16 protein-coding genes are annotated in these 18421 nt (G+C 48.0%); 6 read left to right on the top strand and 10 right to left on the bottom strand.

Annotated features, from left to right (window positions below):
• Nucleotides 1-6: 6 nt before the first annotated feature.
• Nucleotides 7-813: a lipopolysaccharide core heptose(I) kinase RfaP gene (gene rfaP / locus AKL11_RS01720; protein WP_067514914.1), complete on the bottom strand. Its 807-nt coding sequence runs from the start codon at nucleotides 811-813 to the stop codon at nucleotides 7-9.
• Nucleotides 814-1986: a glycosyltransferase family 4 protein gene (locus tag AKL11_RS01715; protein WP_067514913.1), complete on the bottom strand. Its 1173-nt coding sequence runs from the start codon at nucleotides 1984-1986 to the stop codon at nucleotides 814-816.
• A 256-nt stretch (nucleotides 1987-2242) separates the two neighbouring features.
• Between AKL11_RS01715 and AKL11_RS01710 the strand changes: the two genes are divergently transcribed.
• On the top strand, nucleotides 2243-3838 hold the full coding sequence (locus AKL11_RS01710) for an F-box/WD repeat-containing protein (RefSeq protein ID WP_067514912.1): 1596 nt from the start codon (nucleotides 2243-2245) through the stop codon (nucleotides 3836-3838).
• Nucleotides 3839-4090: 252 nt separating this feature from the next.
• Here the strand turns inward: AKL11_RS01710 and AKL11_RS01705 are convergent, their stop codons facing one another.
• On the bottom strand, nucleotides 4091-6127 hold the full coding sequence (locus AKL11_RS01705; protein ID WP_067514911.1) for an LTA synthase family protein: 2037 nt from the start codon (nucleotides 6125-6127) through the stop codon (nucleotides 4091-4093).
• Between the two features lie 384 nt (nucleotides 6128-6511).
• Here AKL11_RS01705 and AKL11_RS01700 point away from each other — a divergent pair, with 384 nt between their 5' ends.
• Nucleotides 6512-7033, top strand: a complete 522-nt coding sequence (locus AKL11_RS01700; protein WP_067514910.1) for a ProQ/FINO family protein — start codon at nucleotides 6512-6514, stop codon at nucleotides 7031-7033.
• A gap of 208 nt (nucleotides 7034-7241) precedes the next feature.
• On the opposite strand, the gene AKL11_RS01695 is transcribed toward AKL11_RS01700, so the two are convergent.
• Entirely contained in the window at nucleotides 7242-8150 is a 909-nt protein-coding gene (locus tag AKL11_RS01695; RefSeq protein ID WP_067514909.1) for a methyltransferase domain-containing protein, read from the bottom strand.
• 438 nt (nucleotides 8151-8588) lie between these two features.
• Here AKL11_RS01695 and AKL11_RS01690 point away from each other — a divergent pair, with 438 nt between their 5' ends.
• The 4 genes from AKL11_RS01690 to dxs all read left to right on the top strand — a co-directional run bounded on the left by AKL11_RS01690 (nucleotide 8589) and on the right by dxs (nucleotide 13507).
• A complete protein-coding gene (locus AKL11_RS01690; RefSeq protein WP_067514908.1) occupies nucleotides 8589-10058 on the top strand; it encodes an alanine/glycine:cation symporter family protein in 1470 nt (489 codons plus the stop codon).
• 196 nt (nucleotides 10059-10254) lie between these two features.
• Nucleotides 10255-10509, top strand: a complete 255-nt coding sequence (locus tag AKL11_RS01685) for an exodeoxyribonuclease VII small subunit (protein ID WP_067515339.1) — start codon at nucleotides 10255-10257, stop codon at nucleotides 10507-10509.
• 2 nt (nucleotides 10510-10511) lie between these two features.
• On the top strand, nucleotides 10512-11429 hold the full coding sequence (locus AKL11_RS01680) for a polyprenyl synthetase family protein (RefSeq protein WP_067514907.1): 918 nt from the start codon (nucleotides 10512-10514) through the stop codon (nucleotides 11427-11429).
• Nucleotides 11430-11578: 149 nt separating this feature from the next.
• Complete coding sequence (gene dxs, locus AKL11_RS01675) at nucleotides 11579-13507, top strand: 1-deoxy-D-xylulose-5-phosphate synthase (protein WP_067514906.1); 1929 nt, start codon at nucleotides 11579-11581, stop codon at nucleotides 13505-13507.
• Nucleotides 13508-13558: 51 nt separating this feature from the next.
• Here the strand turns inward: dxs and ribA are convergent, their stop codons facing one another.
• From ribA to ribBA, 6 genes are all read right to left on the bottom strand, one after another.
• A complete protein-coding gene (ribA, locus tag AKL11_RS01670; protein ID WP_067514905.1) occupies nucleotides 13559-14152 on the bottom strand; it encodes a GTP cyclohydrolase II in 594 nt (197 codons plus the stop codon).
• A gap of 108 nt (nucleotides 14153-14260) precedes the next feature.
• Nucleotides 14261-14893 (bottom strand): retropepsin-like aspartic protease family protein, encoded by a 633-nt coding sequence (locus tag AKL11_RS01665; protein ID WP_095210085.1) that lies wholly within the window; start codon nucleotides 14891-14893, stop codon nucleotides 14261-14263.
• 36 nt (nucleotides 14894-14929) lie between these two features.
• Nucleotides 14930-15406: a phosphatidylglycerophosphatase A family protein gene (locus AKL11_RS01660; RefSeq protein ID WP_067514904.1), complete on the bottom strand. Its 477-nt coding sequence runs from the start codon at nucleotides 15404-15406 to the stop codon at nucleotides 14930-14932.
• Between the two features lie 14 nt (nucleotides 15407-15420).
• Nucleotides 15421-16401 carry a thiamine-phosphate kinase gene (gene thiL, locus AKL11_RS01655; RefSeq protein ID WP_067514903.1) on the bottom strand — a complete coding sequence of 327 codons (981 nt, stop codon included), beginning with the start codon at nucleotides 16399-16401 and terminating at the stop codon, nucleotides 15421-15423.
• A 27-nt stretch (nucleotides 16402-16428) separates the two neighbouring features.
• A complete protein-coding gene (gene nusB, locus AKL11_RS01650; protein WP_067514902.1) occupies nucleotides 16429-16938 on the bottom strand; it encodes a transcription antitermination factor NusB in 510 nt (169 codons plus the stop codon).
• Nucleotides 16939-17209: 271 nt separating this feature from the next.
• The gene (gene ribBA / locus AKL11_RS01645; RefSeq protein ID WP_067514901.1) at nucleotides 17210-18322 is read right to left on the bottom strand and encodes a bifunctional 3,4-dihydroxy-2-butanone-4-phosphate synthase/GTP cyclohydrolase II; all 1113 of its coding nucleotides are present in this window, start codon (nucleotides 18320-18322) and stop codon (nucleotides 17210-17212) included.
• Between the last annotated feature and the right edge of the window lie 99 nt (nucleotides 18323-18421).

Raw genomic sequence — 18421 nt, 5'->3', positions numbered from 1 at the left:
AAAAATTCATGAATTCGATGGAAGCTTTCTAGCCATACGTTGATAAAGCTTCTGAGCTTTTTTCTCAATGGCTTGCCACATGGGCTCGTATTGAGTTAATGCTTCTCTTAAAGGCAAACCTGTATAGATTTTGATAAACCGGAACAGATCTTTACGGGTAATACCAACGTCCATGGCTGAATAATAAAGTCCGGACAGGTCTTTAATCCGCCAGCGCAGAGGTGTTTCTGTCCGTAGCTGCGCCCGGTGCAGGTCGATCATGTAAAACGTCAGGTTGTCAGGATCTGGTGACAGGACATCCGGCATCATGAAGTGACAGAGATAATAATCCCGATGATTTAAACCGTTGTTGTGAATCGTTTTACTGATAGTGGCCAGTTTTTTAACCATGGCCAACTTTAATAAAAAAGGAGGCGGCGTTTTATTCCAGGGTTTGCAGAAATCCTCCAGAGTAATCATTCCTTCGAGTTCTTCTGTCACGAGAAATGATCTTCGGGTTGCTGGATTGCTGCCAGTTTCACCGTAGGCGACGGGTGTCATGGTATCAATATTCAGGCTGTGCAGGCGCTCCAGCGCTTCCCACTCATTGCGGGCGCCTAATACGGGCATTCTGAAGTGGAGCAGGTTTTCCAGAATTTCCATCCAGCCAACACCACCATGCACCTTGGCGAAGAATCCATTGCCATTCAGTTCAAAGCGGTAGGTGCGACGCGCTTCCAAGGCACGGTAGACTTCGCCATCCATAGTTTCTACTAGATCCTGAGGGTTTTGACCTTCCCAGGCTTTTTTGAAATCTTCTCTCAGGTACAACACTTAGTTCGTGACCTCAATCGGTTTCTTATCCGCTTCAACTGTGGAGGCCCCGGCGGTTTTGAACGCCTCGGCGATAATGATGTCGGCAGCCCGCTCCGGCATGCTGTATAAGTCGGCCTGCTTGCTGAAGCGCACAGCATTGTCGGACCACTGTTGTTTCTGCTCAGAGGTCAGCATTGATAATGTCGCCTTATTCAATGCGTCTTGGGTGAACGGCGATTGGATCACCTGGCCTGCTTCAGCATCTAAAATGTAATGGGCATAGCCACAGACATCTGTCGTTAATACCGGAAGGCCTGATACCAGAGCTTCCAGCAACACTGTGCCGGTGTTCTCGTTGTAGGCCGGGTGAATTAACAAATCGGCACCCAGAAGAAAGCGCGGAATATCATCTCGACCAGCAAAGAAACGAACGTTACCCAGAACGCCAAGACGTTTAGCCAATGCGATGAATGGCTTCTGATTATCCTGACCAATAATATAAAACTGAGTACGAGCCCTTGTCGCTTCTGGTAATGATGCGATGGCTTTAATGGCTCTGTCTAATCCCTTGGTTTTGAAACCCGAGCCAACCATCAATACAAGGTGATCCTCATCGGACAAATTGAAGGACTGACGAAACTCTCTGCGTATAGTCTCAGCATTCTCCGGGCGGCAGCGGTCTTTGGATATTCCCGGCGGTAAAAGGTGAATCCGGTCGTCGCTGGTAGCGTAAATATTCTGGAAGACCGGTTTCTGTAACGCGGAAATTAATAATGAAACGGTGTGACTTTTCTGGCCGAATACGGACGCTTCAAATGCACAATAGGCTTTGTATCGAGCCGTCATTTTATACAGGAAGGATTTGCTGTCCGTTTTGGCTTTATAACAGGTGTCTGCTGCATAGTAGACATCCAACCCGGGCATTTTATTAAAGCCGACTAATAAAGTATCGGGTGAACCTTTTAATGTCTGCTGAACCTGCTGGGCAAAATCTGACATTTTCTGGTGGTTAGAGAGCCCTCTGGGCTTCAGAAAATGGATGTTGAAACCGTCCGGCTTTACTCCCTGCCATTGGGTCGTATAGACCTGAATCTCATGACCTTTTTTCTGGCATTCAAGGGCAATGCGTAGAAAGTCCCGCTGTAGTCCGCCGTAAGGGAAATATTTGTACAGAGCAAAAGCGAGCATCATTAATGAGTCGTCCCGGGCCACTAAATATTCGATTCAGTCTACTTGGATGCAAGTAACGCTGGGATGGAATTTTTGTGAAATTGAATACATGTCGTTATCAGAAAAACGATGGCGCAGAATTTTAGCGTTATCCCACGATAATGCAACCGGAACCGGCCATCGTATGAGCATGGTCTATACATATGAGACAACGTGAGCCGTCTTACTCTTAATTGAAAAGGCGTGGTGCATTACTACTGTAAACGGAAAGAATAATATGGTCACCAACACAGCTAATTTGAAGCCTGCTATTGATGCATGCTATGCACAAAATCAAGAAGCACAAATATCAGGAAACAGCGCCGGTAACTCTTCCGGATTTACCGGAATGCACGATTGCCATGTTGTCGCAACCAACAGGCTTATAGACCAGAGCAATTCCCAGACTTTAAAGCGATTACCTGAAGAAGTGCTAAGCAGAATTTTTCAGTTTACCTCCTTGAAAGATCGTTGTTCTATCCAGCTGACCTGCAAGGCTTTTAAAAATATTGGTCTTTTGCCTGTGGTGTGTCGGGAGCAAGTCAAGAACAGTTATTACGAGCAATCGTATACAAACGTAAGTTCAATAGCATCAATGAAGGAAAACCCAAACCTGATCCGTCGTATTGTCAATGAAGTGCCTGAATTAGCAGATGTCATCAAAGGAAGGCCATTTGTGCAACAGGCATTGGCCAGACATCTTGGTTTGGTTCCTGCTCATTGCACAGGCACTCATGATAACCCTGGAAACCAATATGATGAGTTTCGTGCCTCCAAACTACTTCCTGATGGCCGTTTGATCGTCGCGGTCGGAACTGGAATTTACTGCTTGGACATGAATATAGGAAGTTCAGGCAAGCTTCAACGTATATCTGGCGAAGCCATGCACGATGATATGGTTATGTGCCTTGTAATTCATACGGATGGCCGGTTGGCATCTGCTTCGGTTGATGGAAAAATAAAAGTATGGAAGGAGGAAAAAAAGAATGTCTGGGCGTGTTCAGCCACCTTCTGCGGACCGTGTGAGACTATCTGGCGAATGACTTTTTTAACGGATGATATTCTTATTTCCACGTCCGGAAATGATATCATTCTCTGGGATTTCAATACACACGAATCAGAGCCTTTGGAAATACTTAAGGGGCATAAAGATCGTGTGATGGAGATGATAAAACTGACGGGCAGTCGATTTCTCTCAGTATCCGATGATGCTACGGCCAGAGTCTGGGACTTAACAACGGACGAAAAATGCATTGCTGTTTACGAAGATCATAGTGATGCTATCTGGGATGCCAGTGTTTTTCCTGATGGTAGAGTGGCGACCCCTTCACGAGATGGGACGGTCAGAGTCTGGGATACCAATATTCTCCCTATTCAATTGCCAACTCATGTTCTGGTAGAACCTGAGGTGGATAGAGACTTTATCCGTAAGCCGATTATTTTATCTGATTCACAATTACTGACGTATTCAGAACTACTGTGCTCCCTTTGGGATTTATACTTACCTGTGAATCTCAAAAAGGAGCAGGGAATTATTACTAACGGTTGCAAGTTAGCATATTGGCATCGTAGTGCTCAGACTTGCAAACCCTGCATTCACGTACAAGAAGGCAGAATGTCTAACTTTAGTTACGTTACTCAGATGGTGGATGGTCGCTTTGCGTGTGTTTCCTCCAGTGGTGAAATTATGCTATGGGATGCAAAGAACTCCAAAAACTGCCGTACACATACGAGCTTTATCAGTAATCATATTAGATTTCTTAGGGATGCATTCTCATTGCCTGATGGGCGATTGGTTACGTTGGGGGATAGTATTATAATATGGGACTATTAATCGAACCGATGGCAGAAATGCTTTTGAGGGCGAATGTGATGGTTGTATTGTTTTTTGGGTGGTGTTGATTGTTTCTTCATGAGTTTGATCTCTTAGGGAGTTGGATGGGAAGATTATACCATCGTCATCTCCGCGAAGGCGGAGATCCACTGTCGTGGTGGATTCCCGCCTTCGCGAGAATGACGTGTGCCGGTATTTTCTTCAATACCACTTCCCTTAAAACATTAAAATTACCCCTCAGACTGTTATCTCTTATAACTGCTCCATGCCTTGCTTTGCACCAACGGAGCGATTATTAAGACTGCGTAGAGCGGTTTGCAAATAAGCAGAAAGCTCTTCAAACAGCATTGCTTCTGTTTCTGGAGATTCAATTCGGGTTGCTGTTGGATTAGTTCCCAGTCGATAGTTGAACAGCTCCGGCTCGATATCTGGCTGTTTTACTAGAACCTTGTCGCCTTTCACCATGGCAACCACAGGGCTGCTGCCTGAAGGTTTGAATATTGCAAAACCATGGTCGTTTTTATCCACAGATAGAATATCCCGTCCCCAGCAATGCTGAGCATATGGCTTGCCAAAAAGGCTGGCCGCTGTTGGCACGACATCGACTTGGGACATAACGGTCGACACCGTTTCCCCTACCGCTTCCTGCAAGCCCGGAGCAATCATTAACACGGGGATTTGATGGCGCAACATATCGATTGGTGTGAGGATATCATCCACACTGAAGCCATGATCGCCCAGCAGTACGAACAGTGTGTCGTTATACCAGGAGGTTTTCTTTGCCGACTCAAAAAATTGGCCAAGAGCCCAATCCGAATAACGCATTACCGTTAGACGCTCGTTTTTTGAACCCTGATCAGTGACAGGCTCAATGTAGAGTTTTTCCGGTAGGGAATAAGGCATGTGATTAGACAACGACTGCAGCATGGCAAAGAATGGTTCGTCTTTACTGGCCAGTCGGTCTAACTCTTCCAGAGACTTGTCAAACATATCTTCATCAGATACGCCCCAGGTTGGGTCCACATGATGAGGCTCATCCATTTGATCTCGGCCAATGAACCGGTTGATGCCTTGATTACCAAAGAAGCCCTGCTGATTATCCCAGTTAAAGGCACCGTTATAGACGTAGACGTTGTTCTTGTAGCCCAGATCGTTGAAGATCGGCGCATAACCACTGAAGTGGGTATCGCCTTCAGGGCTTTGCATCAGGTATTCATTGCCGGGCGTATTCGGGAAGCAGGAGAATGTGGCGAACATGCCCTGATGGGTATGAGTACCGTTGGAAAATGCCCGGTTGAACAACACACCTTCTTTGGTCAGGGCATCAAAGTACGGTGTGATATTAAGAGTGCTGCCTTCTGAAGCGGTATAGCGGGAAGAAAAACTCTCCATCAGAATTATGACGACATTCTTCACATTCCCAGGAAGCGTGCGCTGCTTTGGTGTGGTTTCTCGATACAGTGCCAGTTGTGCAGGGTCGAGGAGCTTATCTTCCGGCTCCAGAACCATTTGACGGGTGATATCCAGAGCATTCTGATTATCCATTGCTTCCAGCCAGACAAGGTTGGCGCTTTTTTTATCGCCCAAACCTTCAACCGCTTTGATGAACGTATACATCCCATTCAGTGCCAGCTGGTTGGCAAAAGTATCCTGACTGTGAACCGCATCTCCCCAGCGCAATGGTGCGCCACTTCGGAGAGTTCCTCCTCGGACACCAACGCAAAGCAGAAGTATTAATGCTAGAAAAGCCGGCAGTCTTGGTAGCCATGCTTTGAAACCACTGTCGTCCATTGTGCGAAACTGACGGTCAAACCATTGAAGTGCGGCGAACACCATGGCAATACAGGTTATCCATACAAACAGCAGAGTGAAGAATGGCGTACCATTGATTAACATGCTTAAAACGGTAGCTGGATCTTCATTCAGGTACTGAATGGCAATGCTGTTTAATCGGTTGTGAAATTCGTCGTAAAAGATGGGCTCAACCAACGCGGTTAATAGCATCATGGCAGAAACCAGCGTCAGCCAAGCCTTCCAGACCTTACGATGATAAAGCCCACTGGGCATGACGATGGCCAATGCCATTGGGATAATGGCTGCGCAGCTAATAATTAAATCAAAGCGCATACCCACGAGAAATCCCATGGTGAGATCGACAGTTGCAGAGGTGGCGGCAACGTCTTTATTCCAGAAAAAAAGTAACAAGCGAGCCAGGGTACTCAGAATCATTAAGGTGAAAAACGCAGAACCCGTAAAGCACAGGTCGGATTTAAGCGAATATCGTTTCATCGATTGAAGCTTCCGTGGGAAGTGTAGAAAAGTCTTGGCTGAGATTAGTACATAAACAAACGTTGTTTGGATTCTCCTCCATGAAGGGTAACCATGAGGTGAAAACGGTTCTTTTCTGCCGGTGTTACCTCTGAACAACAATGTTGAATATCAACAGCGCCTCAGTTTATGGGGCGGCGATGCTATCAGGATTTTTTACAAGAGATAACGACTTCTGGATAAGACTGGCTACAACTTCTCAAAAGCGAAATGCAATCTTTAACAGAGTGGGACGTTCTACTAAAAAATTTCACTTTTACGTATGCCTTTAATCCGTCATTATAGGGCGACCTCTCCCAATAGCGGGTGGAGATCGTTTTTTAGTTGAGTTAGGCACGGCAGTTAATGACAACAGCAAACAGTAACCATTCCGATCAGAAGAACCCGCAGGATAATAACCAGTTGAGCGCTGAAGAGAGTCTTTCTCCGACAGCTGGTGTGGTTGAACTTCCTGAAGAAGCCCGGGTTATTCTCGCCAGACTGGAGAGCCGCCCTGAAAACGATGTGATGAATACGGAAGCGCTTCGTTTAGTACGTATTCTCTGGCCGGAAGCATTCAACGTTTCTCATCCCAGACCATTGAAAATTGGTATTCATAAGGATATGGCAGAGGGCGGATTATTGCCTGAAAATATTATTTCTATCGCGCTTCGTTTCTTTACGACCATGGAACGCTATTTGGAAATTATTAAATCCGGCGCAACACGAATTAACCTGCAAGGCAAAGCTGCCGGTCGGGTGAAGCTTCGGGAAGCGGTGGATGCAGAAATTAAGCTGTATACTCAGAGTAGCGATTTCATCACTACCCGGGATCGGGTAATCATCAAGCAGATCCGTGTGTTGGCGGTGAAAAAGCAGTCAAGTTAAGATTAGGGCCAGAATAACTTCACTGCTTAGAGAAGTGTTTTCCGTTTTCCGTAAAACCACAGCAGCAAGATTTTTACGGACAACGGTTATATCTGGTTATTTGGGTGGTTAAAAAGTAACCAGTTGTGTTTAAAGAGCCGTTTTAAGTGGATTTTGAAAACTATCCCTCGCGTTATCACAAGTTTATCCACAGAAGTTGTGGATAAACTTAACGCGCGACAATGGTTATGTATTTTAACTGTTGACGATGGAGCATCCAGCGGATGAACCAGGTTTTCAGAGTGAGCCTTATCCACATTTTGGAACGCGTCAAAGAAGAAAGTTCTTGATAGTGTTGACCGAACCAGAAGCAAAAACCGGATAGCACGTCGTCAGTTATGTCCAGGATGTCAACTTGCTCAAAACCCTGCTGATTAAGAATGTTTTGATAATTCTCTTTCACCGGCATGTCTTCAGTCATCACACCAGATATACGACCAAAAAAGTTTATTAGGCGCTGTTCGCGGCGATCGCGGAAAGGGCGGGAAAGTACCATGTCAGTAAATGCCAGTGTGCCTTCTGGGCGGAGCACATTTCGGGCATGGGAAAAGAAGACCTGCCGTTTTTTAAAGCGGTACACGCAATCCAAAGCCAGTAGCTTATCAATACTGCCTGCTGGCACTTGATCCAGAGAGGTTTCGCTGCCGCGGAGAAGCTTGAGGTTGCTAAACTGGCCGCAGGCCTCAAGTGCATTGACGATCTGGTGCTCTTCGCTGGATATGGCAGTCAGCTGGTTAACCTGATAATAATCCAACCAGATTCTCAGCTGGTCATGGCTGGTGAAGCCAATATCCAGAACACTGTCCTGACTGGATATGCAGCTTTTATCTGCAAGCAGGCCGGCCATTTCAGAGCAGGCCTGACGATATTGTGAAGTGTCTTTCCAGTAACCCAGAAGGTTCCAGGATGAAGAAGGCTCCGAAGTATTATTCAGCAGCCACTGATCCACTTTCAATTCACGTTCACGGCTGGCGGAAGGCCACCAGATACGGACGAGGAGAGCAAAGCCCTGAGTGAGCAACCCAGACATGATTAGCCATGTCACCAGCACCCCAAGGAGAAATGAAATAATTGGCATAAGCTAACTTTCAGTTATATCCATGCTTATTCTAATTGAATGCAATCATAGATAGATAGGTGGCGCTTTACCAGATTTCATAAGGGTAATTCGTTATTCTTTGATAGATGATCAAAGGATTGATTGACGATTTGTTGGTTTCTACAGGTGATTGTCTGTTTGTCGCGTTACTTTAGCAATTTAATTGTCTGCTATTATCTTATTTCGAAATAATAAATATTCTAGGGTTCATGGAGCTATCCAGCCTGTCTACATAGTAATACAAGCATGATAGAGAGTATCCGAGGTTTGCAGGTCAATTATCAAATAAAATCAGGGAGTATTCTCAGCATTTGAAGCTTCTTAGGTGGAAATACTCACTATGTAGGGTTTATTTCCTAATGCTATAAATGCCGCTTTCAAATAAGAATCTACATTACAACATGTGCCGGGAAACGTATGAACGCCATTATTGATTCGATCAACGGGTTGCTGTGGGGCAGCATTCTGATGTATCTGCTGTTGGGAGCAGGTCTTCTTTTCACCGTAAAAACCCGGTTTGTGCAGTTTCGCCGTTTTTCTTTGGCGATGAAGGCAATGCTAGGCAGTAGGGCGACTGAGTGTTCAACTCACGTATCCCCATTCCAGGCATTCTGTACCAGCCTCGCTGCTCGTATTGGTACCGGTAATATGGCCGGTGTTGCTGTGGCTATTACCATGGGCGGTCCTGGGGCTGTGTTTTGGATGTGGGTCATCGCTTTGTTGGGTATGTCTACCAGCCTTGCGGAAAATATTCTGGCGCAGCTTTATAAAACCAATAATGGTGATGGCACCTACCGTGGTGGTCCGGCCTATTATATCGAAAAGGCTCTGGGTCAACGCTGGTTAGGCATTATCTTCTCCATTTCCTTGATTATTGCTTTTGGCTTTGCGTTTAACAGTGTGCAATCCAACTCAATTGCTGCGGCATTCACGGGCTATGGGATTCCCGCGGAAGCCATTGGTATTGGTCTGGCGATGCTGAGTGCTCTGATTATCTTCGGTGGCATTCGCTCTATTGCGAAAGTAGCTGAGATGATCGTGCCGATTATGGCGTTTGGCTATCTGGGTGTTGCTCTGGTTGTTGTGTTTATGAACATCAGTGAGCTGCCTGCCGTATTTACTCTGATCTTCAAGAGTGCTTTTGGTCTTGAAACCGCTGCTGGCGGTGGTGTGGGTTACATGGTTTCCCAGGCAATGCAGCAGGGTATCAAGCGTGGCTTGTTCTCCAATGAAGCCGGTATGGGTAGCGCGCCAAATGCGGCAGCAACTGCACACTCGAACCATCCTGCTAACCAAGGTCTGATGGGGATGCTGGGCGTATTCATGGATACCATGATCGTGTGTACTGCCACCGCTTCGATTATCTTGATGTCTGGAGCTCTGGATGGTTCAACCGTTACGGGTATTGAACTGACTCAGATGGCGCTGGTCAGTCAAATTGGTCCTATTGGCAAACACCTTGTGGCCATGGCAATCTTGCTGTTTGCCTTCAGCTCAATCATTGCTAACTATTACTACGGTGAATCCAACCTGCGTTTCATTTTTGATAATCGCTGGTTGGTTCATGCTTACCGTGTTGGTGTTCTGGCGATGGTTATCTGGGGTGCTACCAGTAACTTACCAGCTGTATGGGCATTCGCTGATGCTTCCATGGGTGTCATGGCATTGATAAATCTGGTCGCTATTCTGGTATTGTCTGGCATTGTTTCCCAGATATTGAAGGACTTTGATGAGCAGATAGAAGCCGGCGTAACCCCGGTGTTTAATCGCCGCAAATTTCCATTTCTGGACAAAACCATGGATGTGGATGTCTGGACCGAACACAGTTCCGGGCCTTCATCTGTAGCAGATAGCTCTGAAGGTAAGAAGCCAGTCGCTGGCGCGTAGTCATTCAGTCCAGCTCAGCCCTTTAACAAAAGCCGCTTAATTTAAGCGGCTTTTGTTTTGTTCTGGCTTTTGTTCTGAATAGTACGGCCAAAAGCCAGCGAGCTTTCATCAGGCTACCTTATAGCTGACCTTGAATATTGCTTTCATGGCAACCCAACGGGATAATACGCTTTCTTACCCATTTGCAGGCTTCTTCATGTCCAAGAACGCATCGGAAACTCAAGGATTTGCTTTTGAGCAGTCACTGGCTGAACTGGAATCCATGGTTCAGAAAATGGAATCCGGTGATATGAGCCTTGAAGAATCCCTGAAGGCTTTTGAACAAGGTGTGCGCCTGACCCGTGATTGTCAGAAAGCACTGTCGGATGCGGAACAGAAAGTTCATAAGTTGCTAGAGCATAACGGTGAAATGACCTCAGAGCCTTTTAATACCCCGGTGGGAGAAGAATAGAGATGGCCGAAGCGGTACTGCTTTCTCTGACTGATTATATTGACCAGTGTCGTGCAAGGGTGGATGCAGTATTGTCTGCCACATTACCCCGGCACAGTCCGGTCAGTCCACGGTTGCTGGAGGCGATGGATTACAGTCTGTTTAATGGTGGCAAACGCATCCGGCCGATTCTTGTATACGCTTCTTGTCGTGCAGTTGGCGGTTCCATGGAGCAGGCTGACCCTGCTGCCAGTGCGGTTGAGTTTATCCACGCCTACTCTCTGGTTCATGATGACCTGCCAGCCATGGATAATGATGATCTGCGCCGGGGGAAACCAACCTGTCATCGAGCCTATGATGAAGCCACCGCCATTTTGGTGGGGGACACGTTGCAAAGTCTGGCCTTTGACGTCTTGAGTAACCCTGATCTGCATTCACAAAGTCATCTGGCCGAATCAGTTCGCCTTAAGCTGGTAAGATCCTTAAGCAGGGCTTCGGGTCTTGAGGGTATGGCTGGAGGTCAGGCGATGGATCAGCATGCCACCGGGCAGGTTCTTGATCGTCAGCAACTGGAGCTGATGCATTCCCATAAAACCGGCGCGTTAATCAGAGCCAGTGTACACATGGGGGCTTTGAGTGGTGGATGTCATGAGCAGGAAATTCTGGACGCACTAGAGTACTATGCACAGGCTATTGGCCTCGCTTTTCAGGTTCAGGATGACATTCTGGATGTGATATCAGACACTGTGACGTTGGGTAAGCATCAAGGGGCCGATATTGCTTTGGATAAACCAACCTATGTTTCCCTCATGGGTCTTGATCAGGCAAAGTCCTATGCGCAGGAATTGCACAACCGTGCTGTCGGCGCCCTGTCTGAATTTGGGGAAGAAGCTGATTTTCTACGGCAGATTGCCGATTACATTGTTCGAAGAAGCTACTGATTCGCTTCTGGGACAATCCGCTATTCAGTCAAATTAACAGGAAGTATTGGGCTGGTTAAAGATTGCGAGATGCTTTAGCTGCTGTGTTAGATGTACCATTCTCCATGTAGAATGCTTTTCTGCAGCCCGGCCCGGACGATTACAAGCACATGTTTCACGAGATACCTAAAACACGGCCTGATACCCCTTTGCTGGATCAGGTTGACCATCCGGAGCAACTCCGAAGACTCGATGAGTCACTCTTGCCTCAGCTGGCCCGTGAGCTAAGAGCTTTCCTTCTGTATTCCGTAGGACGGAGCGGCGGGCACTTTGGTGCAGGACTTGGCGTGGTGGAATTGACCATTGCGCTGCATTACCTGTTCAACACACCGGAAGATCGGCTGGTCTGGGATGTTGGGCATCAAGCTTATCCTCATAAAATTCTCACTGGTCGCCGGGAAGCTATGCCTTCACTGCGCCAGAAAGATGGCCTTGCGGCCTTTCCGAAACGAGAAGAGAGCGAATACGATACCTTTGGCGTAGGGCATTCCAGTACATCCATCAGTGCTGCACTGGGTATGGCGATTGCTGCCCGGGCAAAAGGTGAGCAGCGTCGTACGGTTGCGGTGATTGGCGATGGTGCCCTGACCGCGGGCATGGCATACGAAGCTCTGAATCACGCTGCGGACGTGAAAGCCAATATGCTGGTCATATTGAATGATAATGATATGTCCATCTCTAAAAGTGTGGGCGGTCTCTCGAACTATCTGGCAAAAGTGTTGTCCAGCCGGACTTACCATCACATTCGGGAAGGCAGTAAAAAAGTACTGAACGTGATTCCCAGGGCCTGGGAGCTGGCGCGCCGTACGGAAGAACATGTTAAAGGCATGGTGATTCCGGGAACCCTGTTTGAAGAAATGGGCTTCAATTACATCGGGCCGGTTAATGGTCATGATTTGCCAATGCTACTCCATACCTTGAGAAATATGCGGGATATGGAAGGGCCGCAGTTCCTCCATGTGGTCACCCAGAAAGGCAAGGGGTTTGATCCGGCTGAGCAGGATCCTATTGGCTACCATGCGATTACCAAGCTTGAGCCGCAAACCATTAAATCAGCACCCGCCGCTAAGGTGAAAAAGCCCAAGTACGCAAATGTGTTCGGTCAATGGCTCTACGATATGGCGGCGGCAGATGATCGCCTGATGGGAATCACTCCAGCCATGAAAGAAGGTTCCGATCTGATTCGTTTCGCGGATCACTTTCCGGAACGTTACTTCGATGTGGCGATTGCGGAGCAACATGCAGTGACGGTAGCAGCAGGCATGGCCTGCGAAGGCTTGAAGCCTGTCGTGGCTATTTACTCAACATTCCTGCAACGGGCTTATGACCAGCTGATTCATGACGTGGCCGTACAAAAACTCGATGTACTTTTTGCTATCGATCGTGGTGGTATGGTGGGCGAAGATGGCCCTACCCATGGCGGTTGTTATGACATCGCGTTTTTACGCTGCGTTCCCGGTATGGTCGTGATGACACCGGGTGATGAAAATGAAACCTGGCGACTTCTCTCTACGGGCTATCAGTATAACGGTCCGGCCTCGGTGAGATACCCAAGAGGCACTGGTCCGGGAGCTGTCATCGGCACTGACCTTGAGCCATTGCCTATCGGAAAAGGTGAGGTTCGCCGTCAGGGTAATCGTGTGGCAATACTGGTGTTTGGTACCGTGCTTGGCAATGCATTAGAAGCGGGTGAGGTGCTTGATGCGACGGTTGTCAGTATGCGTTTCGTCAAACCGTTGGATGAATCATTGATTCGTGAATTGGCCGCTCATCATGAGCTTCTGGTGACAGTCGAAGAAGGTTGTATTGCCGGTGGTGCGGGTTCTGGTGTGTTGGAATTTCTTCAGCAACAGGAAATTAATATCCCCATGCTGAATCTCGGTATTCCTGATATATATATTGAAGCAGCAAGTCATCAAGATCAGCTAGCTCAATGTGGTCTGGATAAAGACGGGATTATCAAATCAGTTCGTGACCGTTTGGGGAGAATTGCCGTTAAATCCATTAACATGAAAAAAGAACTTTCTCTCAGTCATTAGCAAATAAAAAAACGGGAGCTTGAAGCTCCCGTTTTTTAGTCATTTAATAACCTAAGCCATATTGTACATATGACCCAGCTTCCAAACTTTGGTTTCTAGATATTTTTGGTTATGAGGGTTCTGACCCGTCTGGTGAGGAATTCGCTCAACAACCTCAATTCCCAGTTCGGTCAAAGAATCGACCTTCTTTGGATTATTCGTCATCAGTTTCAGACTTGAAACACCCAGATGATCCAGCATGGTTTTACACATGTCGTACCGGCGTTGGTCTGGTTCAAACCCCAGTTCTTCATTGGCCTGAACGGTATCACGACCCTGATCCTGAAGATGGTACGCTCGAACCTTATTTAGCAAGCCAATACCACGACCTTCCTGCCGTAGATAAAGTAGAACGCCTCGACCTTCCTTAGCGATTTTCTCTAACGCCGCTTGAAGTTGTGGTCCACAGTCACAGCGCATGCTGAATAATGCGTCACCGGTAAGGCACTCGGAGTGCACTCTGGCCAGTACTGGTTCCCCTTGGCTGACATCACCCATGGTTAATGCCAGATGCTCCTTGCCCGTACCACTTTCTTCGAAACCATGCATGATGAATTCGCCGTAGGGCGTGGGTAAGCGAGACTCTGCAACAAAGCTAACAGACACTCACTGCTCCTTTCGTAATTCGTGACCGGATTGTATCAGCCCGCGCTATTTCTAGCGAGTATGGGAATAGGGTATCAACTTACTGATAACTACCGTGTCCGACGGGGTTTAATAATTAGATTCAATCTTCATGATGCCGCGGTGCTCGGTGAGTTTTACGTGTTTGAGAAAACTCATACCCAACAATACGGTGTCTGGGAAGTTACCCTCGATGACCGTTGCATCGACGTGGGGAACTCGAATATTACCAATGGTGATGCTATTTAAAATGACCCGGTAGCCATTAGTGCGACTACTGGCCGTTTCTACCGTAATGCGATCGCCGGATTTGTAATCGATGCCCAGTCGCTCGGCATCCATGGAGTTGATTGCTACGGAATTGGCACCTGTGTCCACCAAAACATCCATGCCGTGATTATTGATACGCGCCTGAGTGATGTACTGGCCAATATTATTCCGGCTGATGCTGACGGAGGCTGTTTCCGGTTGTTGAATACCGCCGCTCATATCCCGGCTCAGCTCCAGAGTTTGAACCTGTCCGTTAATCTCCAGTGTTGCGCTAGCACTGTTGGCATCCACTAGCTTAACTCCGGACACTGCCCGCCCACCAACGGACAGAACATGCTTCCGCTCATCAATCATGACCATGGCTTTGTTGGAGAACAGAGCGACGACGCTGACGTCACTGGCAAAAGTGTGCGTCGTGACCATGATGGAAAGCAAAAGTAGTAGCAAACGCATAGTGTTTATTCTTGTTCCAAAATTTATTACAGCAGTTTATACGACGATAATACGATAAATTCCCTGTAAGACAACCATTGCGAATACACCGGCAATGATATCGTCAATCATAATACCGACTCCGCCATGCACTTTTTTATCTAGCCAGCCAATGGGCCAGGGTTTCCAGATATCAAAAATACGGAACAACACAAAGCCGAGAGCGATCCACATCCAGCCAGCAGGGGCTGCGATCATGGTAATCCAGAAGCCACAGAACTCATCCCAGACGATAGCGGGGTGATCGTGAACGCCTAAATCCTTCGCGGTGCGCCCGCAGATCCAGAAACCAATGAGAGACGCAACGGCAACAACAGCAAGGTAAGGTATGAAATCCAGTTGAATTAACAGGAGGTAAAAGGGAATGGCGGCAATAGTGCCAAAGGTGCCCGGTGCCTTAGGTGCAAGGCCGCTGCCGAAGCCAAAGGCCAGCAGGTGTATCGGGTTTTTCCAACAGGTTTCCTGGGGCGTCATAACATCGTGCCTTGTTAAAAGTGCGTATAGGCTTTGGCGGTGATCAGTCTGCCACGGGAATCTCGAAGCGCTCCAGATTCAGAAGTCACCTGACCGATGCAGGTTATTTTGCAGTCGTCGTTTATTTCCGGTGGCAGTGTCATTGCCAGATCACGGGGGATAGTAAAACAGAGTTCATAATCATCGCCGCCAGTCAATGCCGTTTTAAGAGCTGCTGCCGGATGGAATGTGCGTTTCAGTGCTGGTGAAATAGGCACCAGACTCGGGTCGATTTCAGCACCCACGTCACTGGCTTTCAGAATATGGCGAAGGTCACCCAGAATACCATCGGAGATATCCAGTGCGGCGGTTGCGCCTTTGCGACGAAGCCACTGTCCTTCAAGAATCCTGGGAGTGGGATACCAGTAACGATTCAATAATTGTCTGACATGGATGTTGCTGGCGGATTCCGGGCATTCGCCTTTTAATACGGCGGGCAATGCGCCAGCCGCATCGCCCAGTGTGCCCGTAACGCAAATCAGATCGCCGGGTTGTGCTCTACTGCGCAGCATCGCTTTGCCAGTGGGAACCAATCCTTGGGCCTGGATCGTGATCGTTAGTGGGCCGCGGGTTGTATCGCCACCAATTAGAACGATTTTGAATTGCTTGGCAAGGCAGGCAAGGCCATCGGAAAAGGAGGCAAGCCACTCTGGAGAAACATCAGGAAGTGTCAAACCAAGTGTAAAACTGTGGGGTTCGGCTCCCATGGCCGCCAAGTCACTGAGATTGACGGCCAGGGCACGATAACCAAGGGCAAAGGGAGGGGCATTTTTAGGAAAATGAACACCTTCGACCAAGGTGTCCATAGACTGAGCCAGTTGCATGCCGGAAGGGATATCCAGCAAAGCACAGTCATCACCAATACCAAGGGCGACCGGAGACGCCTTGCCCTCTGGAGCTGTTAATTCCGAGCGGGCAAAGTACTTTTGTATCAGTTCAAACTCACCAACGGCCATGTTCCCTCTTCTTATTAATATCCCTGATTATTTTTTGCGGTACGCTTTCACTTCATCCGCTCGCAGGCGTGGCGCCAGCTTGTCCAGAATACCATTAATATAACGGTGAGAGTCTTGGGCACCAAAACGCTTAACCAGCTCAATGGCTTCGTTAATCACGACCCGGTAAGGGACATCTTTGCGATTGACCAGCTCGAAACAGCCAATGCGCAGTGCGGCCAGTTCTACCGGATCCAGTTGCGTCAATGGGCGATCAAGTACAGCCGCCATAGCTTCATCCAGCTGAGAAACCTGAGCGGGCACGCCGTGAAGGATCGCACTGAAATAGCCATCATCCACTTTGCTTAAATCGTTGTCAGCACGGTACTGTGATTCAATCTGGCTCAGTGGCGCTTTGGCTATTTGCCATTGGTACAGAGCCTGAAGTGCCAGTTGTCGAGCTCTTCTGCGAGCAGAAGGACTAGGACGATTCGCTGGCTTCTGACTGTTCTTTGGGTCGCTCTTAGAGACGTTGCTCTGACCTTGTTGAGTATTCATTGGCGAGGTGCTCACCTCAAGCCTCCAGATTCTGCAATAGTGTTTCGGAGCCTGTTAAGCCTGTAAGCCTATTTTCAGGGCAGCCTAACAGGATAACCTGAGACAGCGTTGTAACCAATTCGTTAGCAGCGCAATTGAAGTGCGGTGTTCCGATGCTTCTTTCAGGTGGTAATTGTTAATACAAAAAGTACAAAAAGGCGATGACTTGATTTTGTAGACATTAGTTTACACGATCAGCCATCGCCTGTTTATTTTGTCTGCTGTTTTCTTGTTAATCGCCGTAAGGCAGATATTCAACCACTTCCAGATCAAAGCCGGAAAGTGCAGCAAACTTGATGGGAGAGCTTAGTAGTCGCATCTTACCCACGCCCAGATCCCGCAGAATCTGCGAGCCGGTCCCCGTGGTTTGATAAGCGCGCGACATACCGTCGCTGCGGTCGCTGCTGTCATCGAAGAATCGTTCCAAAGCAGTGCCTAACGCCTGATGTTCATCAGAATCCAGTAGGACGACAACGCCAGAACCTTCTTCCGCCACCTTGGCCAGCGCATTGTGTAAAGACCAGCTGGCACGACCATCACCCTGTGCCGCCAGAAGATCACGAATCGGCTCCATGGCATGGACTCGAACTAATGCGGGATTATCCGGTGTGATATAGCCTTTGCTCAAGGCAATGTGTTTGCAGTTGGCAATGTTGTCTTGATAAATATGCAGATCAAACTGGCCAAAGTCGGTATTGAGCAGTCGCTGCTCAATTTTCTCAACGGTTTTTTCGTTGAGAATACGGTAGTGAATCAAGTCAGCAATGGTGCCAATTTTCAGATCGTGCTTCTCAGCGAAGAGCTCGAGATCAGGGCGGCGAGACATGGAGCCGTCTTCATTCATAATCTCGATAATGGCTGCCGCTGGATTCAGGCCAGCAAGACGCGCCAGATCGCAACCGGCTTCTGTATGTCCGGCACGGCTGAGCACACCACCAGGGCGAGCGCGCAGCGGGAAAATATGCCCGGGTTGAACAATATCTTCCTGACGGGACATAGGGTTAACGGCGGTCAAAATAGTCTTGGCTCGATCCTGGGCAGAAATCCCCGTGGTCACACCTTCAGCGGCTTCGATTGAAACGGTAAACGGTGTGCCGTAGCCAGAATTGTTGCCTGCAGCGCCCACCATCTGATTGAGGCCAAGAAAGTCACAACGTTCGCCAGTCAGCGTCAGGCAAAGCAGACCACGAGCCTCACGGGTCATGAAATTAACAATTTCCGGGGTGATTTTCTCTGCAGCAATGATCAGGTCGCCTTCGTTTTCACGGTCTTCGTCATCCATCAGGATAACCGGCTTACCAAGACGAATGTCCTCAATAATTTCTTCGATGGAGTTGAGCTGCATAATGTCCCTCTGGAATCCGGTTTTCGGAGTGTCAGATGCGGATTAAGAACATTTTATTATGAAAATGCCGCTATTCTGAGCCTGTCACAATATGGTTTT

Origin of the sequence: Endozoicomonas ascidiicola (genome assembly GCF_001646945.1) — a bacterium.
Classification (GTDB): Bacteria; Pseudomonadota; Gammaproteobacteria; order Pseudomonadales; family Endozoicomonadaceae; genus Endozoicomonas; species Endozoicomonas ascidiicola.
This window is presented reverse-complemented; position numbering and strand designations above follow the sequence as displayed.

Bases quoted from the DNA above. Each gene is read 5' to 3' on its own strand.
- ribBA (WP_067514901.1), bottom strand. From the start codon at position 18,322: ATGCAGCTCAACTCCATCGAAGAAATTATTGAGGACATTCGTCTTGGT.
- AKL11_RS01685 (WP_067515339.1), top strand. From the start codon at position 10,255: ATGTCCAAGAACGCATCGGAAACTCAAGGATTTGCTTTTGAGCAGTCA.
- nusB (WP_067514902.1), bottom strand. From the start codon at position 16,938: ATGAATACTCAACAAGGTCAGAGCAACGTCTCTAAGAGCGACCCAAAG.
- AKL11_RS01715 (WP_067514913.1), bottom strand. From the start codon at position 1,986: ATGATGCTCGCTTTTGCTCTGTACAAATATTTCCCTTACGGCGGACTA.
- AKL11_RS01695 (WP_067514909.1), bottom strand. From the start codon at position 8,150: ATGCCAATTATTTCATTTCTCCTTGGGGTGCTGGTGACATGGCTAATC.
- AKL11_RS01700 (WP_067514910.1), top strand. From the start codon at position 6,512: ATGACAACAGCAAACAGTAACCATTCCGATCAGAAGAACCCGCAGGAT.
- AKL11_RS01680 (WP_067514907.1), top strand. From the start codon at position 10,512: ATGGCCGAAGCGGTACTGCTTTCTCTGACTGATTATATTGACCAGTGT.
- AKL11_RS01665 (WP_095210085.1), bottom strand. From the start codon at position 14,893: ATGCGTTTGCTACTACTTTTGCTTTCCATCATGGTCACGACGCACACT.
- AKL11_RS01690 (WP_067514908.1), top strand. From the start codon at position 8,589: ATGAACGCCATTATTGATTCGATCAACGGGTTGCTGTGGGGCAGCATT.
- thiL (WP_067514903.1), bottom strand. From the start codon at position 16,401: ATGGCCGTTGGTGAGTTTGAACTGATACAAAAGTACTTTGCCCGCTCG.
- dxs (WP_067514906.1), top strand. From the start codon at position 11,579: ATGTTTCACGAGATACCTAAAACACGGCCTGATACCCCTTTGCTGGAT.
- AKL11_RS01705 (WP_067514911.1), bottom strand. From the start codon at position 6,127: ATGAAACGATATTCGCTTAAATCCGACCTGTGCTTTACGGGTTCTGCG.
- AKL11_RS01710 (WP_067514912.1), top strand. From the start codon at position 2,243: ATGGTCACCAACACAGCTAATTTGAAGCCTGCTATTGATGCATGCTAT.
- AKL11_RS01660 (WP_067514904.1), bottom strand. From the start codon at position 15,406: ATGACGCCCCAGGAAACCTGTTGGAAAAACCCGATACACCTGCTGGCC.